Source organism: Bacillus hominis, assembly GCF_018332515.1.
Lineage (GTDB): Bacteria > Bacillota > Bacilli > Bacillales > Bacillaceae_G > Bacillus_A > Bacillus_A hominis.
This window is the reverse complement of the sequence record NZ_BOQD01000338.1, coordinates 1-5,868: the sequence shown is the minus strand read 5'-3', so window position 1 is coordinate 5,868 and position 5,868 is coordinate 1. Positions and strand designations below refer to the sequence as shown.

Genomic DNA, 5,868 nt, shown 5'->3' with positions numbered 1-5,868 from the left:
TAAAAAGATTATCTCACATTTTTTTTACAAATAATAGGTGGATATTTAGCAATTACTCTTTTAATATCAAAATATATTAAAATCTCATGAACTTATAAAATCATTATATATATATATAATCAATTGTTATTAATATAAATACACAAAGAGGGCTACATTAGCCCTCTTTAATTAACATACTTTTTACTTAATGCGTCGCGCCCCCGCATTCTACAATATCTAACTCCACTTCCGTCGTTACCTCAATTGCCAACTCTATTCCTTTACTAATCGTAGAAAGTGACATACTCGGTTGCCCTGGATAGTTACTAGCTTGCTCTGGTAAAAACGGTATATGAACAAATCCGCCTTTTATTTTCTGATCATGTTTCTCCAGTTCATGCATAAGGCCATAAAATATGTGATTACAAACGAATGTACCTGCTGTTTGCGATACAGAAGCTGGTATGCCCTCTTCACGAAGTTTTTTAACGATTGCTTTCATTGGGAGCGTAGACCAATAGGCAGCAGGTCCTTTTTCTACAACCGGTACATCCACTGGCTGATTTCCTTCATTATCAGCAATTCTTGCATCATCAACATTAATTGCTATTCGTTCTATCGTAATATCTGGTCTACCCCCAGCTTGTCCGATACATATAATCATTTCAGGCTTTAGTTCTTCTATATACTCCTTTAATACGCTTATTGATTTATGAAATACAGTTGGAACTTGTTTACTTATAATCTTGTATTCTCCGATTGTTTTTTCATGTAAACTTTTTGCGACTTCCCAAGCTGGGTTGATATTTTCTCCTCCAAATGGATCAAATCCTGTTAATAATACTGTTTTCATAGTTTCACTCTCCTAATTAGAAACGATATACAAGGCCGTACATGATAAACATATTGATAATGAAAATGGAAAGAGCAATTGGTACTTGCGCCTTAATAACAGCGTTCTTATCTTTCAGTTCTAAAAGCATTGCCGGAACAATATTAAAGTTTGCTGCCATTGGCGTAATGAGCGTTCCGCAATATCCAGCAAACATACCGAGCGCTGCCATAATTGCTGGGTTCCCGCCGTGCATTTGTACAATTAGAGGTAAGCCGATTCCACCAGTGATTACTGCAAACGCGGCGAATGCATTCCCCATTACGACTGTAAACAGCATCATTCCTAAACAGTACGCCATAACAGCAACGAATGGATACTCTGTCGGTAACACTTGTCCGACTAAATCAGAAACGACTTGGCCAACGCCAGATTTTGCGAAAATACCGCCAAGCGCCGCTAACATTTGTGGTAAAATAACAGCCCAGCCGACAGCCTGTAGTAATCTGCTTCCTTCTTGAACAGGCGTTGTTATTTTCGCTTTTGTAATACGCATCGCTGCAACGAATGCGAGTAATGCACCTAACGCTAATGCAACTAACGTTACTTTATCAGGATCAACAAGAGAGACATTTCCCCATTTGATTTTCCCTAATGTCAGTGTACCGATAATTGTAAAAATAGGTATTAACAGTGCAGGCATAAAAATTTTATTCTTTAATTTCTCAGCATGTTTCGCACGTTCTTGCACTGGTACTTCTTTTTCCTCAGATTTTGTTACTTTATTCAATGAAGCTAAAACGACCATAGCGAGTACGATACAGCCAACGTAAAACGAAGGTATTACATTTCCAAATAAAAATGTAACTGCGAACAATGCCCAAAACAAGCTAGAACCAAATCTGTTTGGATGTTCACGATCGAATGCAATACGCACAGCGATAAAGGCAACGATTATACCTAATACATAATAGATTGTATCCATAGTTATGATGTTCATATTATATTGCCTCCTTCTCTTCTTTTTCTTCTGCCTTCATTGTTTTCTCTATATATTTATCAAATCTTCTAAACCTAATCCAGCTCACAATTAGTGCAGATATTGCAGTTGGAATACCCCAAAGCGCCATATCCCATACTCCGACATGCATACCTACTGAATCGAAGAATCCTTTCATTAATAAGATGGCACCAGTTGCGATAAAAATATCTTCTCCGAAAAACCAAGCTGTGTTTTCTGCAGCTGCTGCGTTTGCTTTAATCTTTTCTCTTAATTTTTCAGGAAGTTTACCGTATTTACCTTGTGCAGCTCCTTCTGCCATTGGTGCAACAAGCGGTCTCACTGTTTGCGCATGACCACCAATATTCAGCCCTAGTGCTGCGGATGATTCTCTTATCGTAAAATATGACATTAATACTCTTCCTGTTGTTGCTCCTTTTGATTTCGTTATAAGTGCCTCAGCTCTTTCTTTCAATCCATAACGCTCTAAAATTCCGATTACCGGTAAAGTCAGTATAATCGGCATAGACATATATCTATTTTCTATGAAAAACTTACCGAACATGCTAATCACATCATAAAAGCTTAAGCCTGAAACCATACCAGTAACAATACCTGCAACCATAACTACTAACAATGTATTTAGTCTAAATAAAAACCCAACTGCAACAAGTAATATCCCGATTAATTTAATCATTTCTAGCACTTCCCCTCATTTTTTATTTCGGTGCGCATATAGAAACACCGTTAAGTTCGAATGTTCTGTATATTCTCCCCGCAAATTGGACTGCTTTCTCTCCATCCCCGTGTAAACATATCGTTTGCGCCTGAACTGCTACTTTCTCCCCATTAACCGCTTCTACATACCCTTCCTTCACCATTTGAAGTACTTGTTTTATTGCTTCGTCTTCATTTTTTATAAGAGCATTTTCTTCTGTACGGCTCGTTAAAGTTCCATCCTGCTTATACGTGCGATCAGCAAAAGCTTCTTGTACGAGAGTTATATTATATTTTTCTGTTGCCTTTATAAATGCCTCACTATTCGCCAATCCGTAAAGTAATAATCCAGGGTTAATATGATAAATTGCCTTTGCGATTGCATCCGCAATTTCCGAATCAGTTGCCGCCATATTATATAAGGCACCGTGCGGTTTTACATGTTGCATTTTCCCTCCAGCTGCTTTAACAAATCCGTCTAATGCTCCAATTTGATATAAAACATAATCATATACTTCACTTGCTGAAACATGCATATTCCTTCTTCCAAATCCAATTAAATCAGGAAATCCAGGGTGTGCCCCTATCGCTACATTATGCCCCAGAGCTTTTTCAACCGTCTGCCGCATAACGGCCGGATCACCAGCATGAAAACCACAAGCAACGTTTATAGAGGAAACGAACGGAAGAATTTCATCATCATTCCCCATTTTATAAGCTCCAAAACTTTCTCCTAAATCACAGTTTAAATCGATTGTAGTCACGATGTTTTCCTCCTAATCTCAGCTTCGTAAAGCGATGAATTTCTTTAATAGACTCATACTTGTTTCCTGCTTTATATATAATTGTGCAGCTTCTTCCATAGTTATTTTTTCAAAAGTTACATAGTCTCCTGGTTTCAGCTGCGCTAGAAGAGGTAAATCTACTGAAACTACATTTCCAATTCTCGGATAACCACCTGTCGTTTGCCTATCCGCCATTAATATAATAGGTTGTCCACCATTTGGTACTTGAATTGTTCCAAATGTAACGGGGCTCGATAAAATTTCTATCTCTTCAACTCTATTTAAAACCTCTCCGTCAAGCCTATATCCCATGCGATCAGCATAATTGGATACTTTATACTCTTTCGAAAAAAACGACTTTATACTTTCTTCTGTGAATTGATCATATTCAAAGTCTGTTATGACGCGAAGAATAGGATACTTCTTATATTTTGGTAAAGCATCGTTGCAAATTACCCACTTCGTTTTTATACGCTCTTCTTCTTTTAAACTTTGGATGAAACGACTCGCAACTTCTGCCCCTGTACCAATTTGAAAATAATCTCCTTTTTTCAGCATTCTCCCTTCAATACCACCAAGAGCAGCACGTATGTAAGTACTTTTACTTCCCATCGTACGATCAATATTTATACCGCCCGCAAAAGTCACATAGGCTCTGCAACCGCTTTTCGCTTTTCCGAGGCAAAGCATGCTTCCTTCTTCAGCTAATATAGGGCGCCATAATGGAATGCGTTCTCCATTTAACAATGGTTCCATATCCGCACCGCCAATCGCAAGCAATGTCGTTTTCTTTATTAACAATTTAGGTCCCATTATTGTAATTTCGAGTCCCGCTTCATTCTCTTCATTACCGACTAACATATTGATTAGCCTAAGTGCATTTTTATCCATAGCACCGCCAACAGGCACACCGTATTGCTGATAATGAAATCTCCCTAAATCTTGGACTGTTGTAAACATCCCTGCATGCAAAATCTCTACATCCATTCTTTAGCCCCCTCAAGCGATACGTACTCTTCCTTTGTTATTGGTATAAATCGTAAATACATACCACTTTGAATATATGTTGGTGTTTCTTCTTTTGGATTAAATAGAGACATAGGTGTTCGGCCGATAATATTCCAGCCCCCTGGTGTTTCAAGCGGATAAATACCCGTTTGATTTCCGCCAATCCCTACTGAACCAGGGGCAATTTGTAACCTTGGTGTTTCTTTTCTAGGTGTTTCTAGTTCTTTCGATAATCCCCCTAAATAAGGGAACCCAGGTGTAAAACCTAACATATACACGAAATATGTTGTTTCACTATGTATTCGAATAACATCCTCTACTTGTAATCCTTGATAATGTGCAACCTCTTCTAAATCAGGTCCATATTCTCCCCCGTAACAAACTGGTATAGAAATATGTTTCACATCTCTTTTCAGCTCTTCCTTATTAGTATCATATAGTCCATTTATGTACTGGCATACGTAATCATATGGTCTTACATTTCTATCATTTTCCTTCCATACTTCGTACACATTGTAGTAAACCGCTAATGAAGTAAACGACGGAACGCATTCGATCATTCCTGCAAACGGGTGCTGCTGCAGTGCTTGAAATAATCGTTGTACTTTTTCGTATATATCCATCCTAATTTCTTCACCAAATGTAACAATAATTGCTTGATCTCCTAACGCAGAAAATTTCATCCCACTCCCTCTTTCTATACCCAAAAGCCGAGTTCTTTCGAAATGCGGTATGCTGTTTCTTTCACTTTCGCAGTAAAATATGAAATGTTACTTTCGCTATACTCAATTGCTACACCTGAAATACTAATACCCGCTACAACAGTTCCATCACTTGCAAAAATTGGTGCTGCTATAGCCGCTGTATGATTTTCTAATTCAGAATAACTAATTGTATATCCAGCTTGTTTTGCCATATGTAACACTTCTAGTAAATGTTCTTTATTCACGATCGTTCCATCTGCAAACTGTTTTAAATCTGTTTCCTCTACGTACTTTCTTTTCTCTTCCTCTGAAAAATACGATAGTAAAATTCTAGGACATGCACCAGCATATAGCGGAGCCCTTCTTCCAACCGCCGTATAAACACGTACCGGCTGAACTCCTTCCATCTTCTCAACATAAATTGCATCATTACCATCTTGAATAATTAAATTTACTGCTTGCCCTAAACTATCTCTAAGCTCTTTCATATAAGGTATCGCAATATTTCTGACGGATAACCTTTGTGAAACAAGTTGACCAAATCGTAAAAAAACGACTCCGAGACGATACTTTCCCTTTTCTGTTTTTTGTAAAAAGTCCATTTCTTCTAACGAGCCAATTAAACGATAAACAGATGTTTTCGGCATATTCGTAAGCTGAACCATCTCTGTTAAACTTAGCTCTTCATGCTCATAAAACAACTCCAAAATATCCATTGTCTTAACTGCCGTTTTATTTATACTCATCCTATCTCCTTTAAGTTCCGAATTTCGGAACTTAAATTCCGTTTTTCGAAACAAACTTATAATTTTAAATTATAAAATATTCTTTAAATTCTAT

Annotated in this window: 7 protein-coding genes; all 7 read right to left on the bottom strand. The window is 37.6% G+C overall.

What is annotated here, in order from left to right; translation table 11 throughout:
- Nucleotides 1-187 precede the first annotated feature (187 nt).
- From pcp to KI356_RS24190, 7 genes are read right to left on the bottom strand one after another with little or no spacing between them, the layout of a single operon-like run.
- Nucleotides 188-835, bottom strand: a complete 648-nt coding sequence (gene pcp / locus KI356_RS24220; protein WP_212936691.1) for a pyroglutamyl-peptidase I — start codon at nt 833-835, stop codon at nt 188-190.
- Between the two features lie 16 nt (nt 836-851).
- Nucleotides 852-1,814 carry a DUF979 domain-containing protein gene (locus KI356_RS24215; RefSeq protein ID WP_128280462.1) on the bottom strand — a complete coding sequence of 321 codons (963 nt, stop codon included), beginning with the start codon at nt 1,812-1,814 and terminating at the stop codon, nt 852-854.
- A 1-nt stretch (nt 1,815) separates the two neighbouring features.
- Nucleotides 1,816-2,511 (bottom strand): DUF969 domain-containing protein, encoded by a 696-nt coding sequence (locus tag KI356_RS24210; RefSeq protein ID WP_002120438.1) that lies wholly within the window; start codon nt 2,509-2,511, stop codon nt 1,816-1,818.
- 22 nt (nt 2,512-2,533) lie between these two features.
- Nucleotides 2,534-3,295: a 5-oxoprolinase subunit PxpA gene (pxpA, locus tag KI356_RS24205; protein ID WP_212936690.1), complete on the bottom strand. Its 762-nt coding sequence runs from the start codon at nt 3,293-3,295 to the stop codon at nt 2,534-2,536.
- A gap of 18 nt (nt 3,296-3,313) precedes the next feature.
- Nucleotides 3,314-4,303 (bottom strand): 5-oxoprolinase subunit C family protein, encoded by a 990-nt coding sequence (locus tag KI356_RS24200; RefSeq protein WP_128280464.1) that lies wholly within the window; start codon nt 4,301-4,303, stop codon nt 3,314-3,316.
- Nucleotides 4,294-5,007 (bottom strand): 5-oxoprolinase subunit PxpB, encoded by a 714-nt coding sequence (gene pxpB, locus KI356_RS24195; protein WP_212936689.1) that lies wholly within the window; start codon nt 5,005-5,007, stop codon nt 4,294-4,296. Before pxpB ends, KI356_RS24200 begins: the two co-directional genes overlap by 10 nt.
- Nucleotides 5,008-5,021: 14 nt before the next feature.
- Nucleotides 5,022-5,774 (bottom strand): IclR family transcriptional regulator, encoded by a 753-nt coding sequence (locus KI356_RS24190; RefSeq protein ID WP_212936688.1) that lies wholly within the window; start codon nt 5,772-5,774, stop codon nt 5,022-5,024.
- Nucleotides 5,775-5,868: the final 94 nt, after the last annotated feature.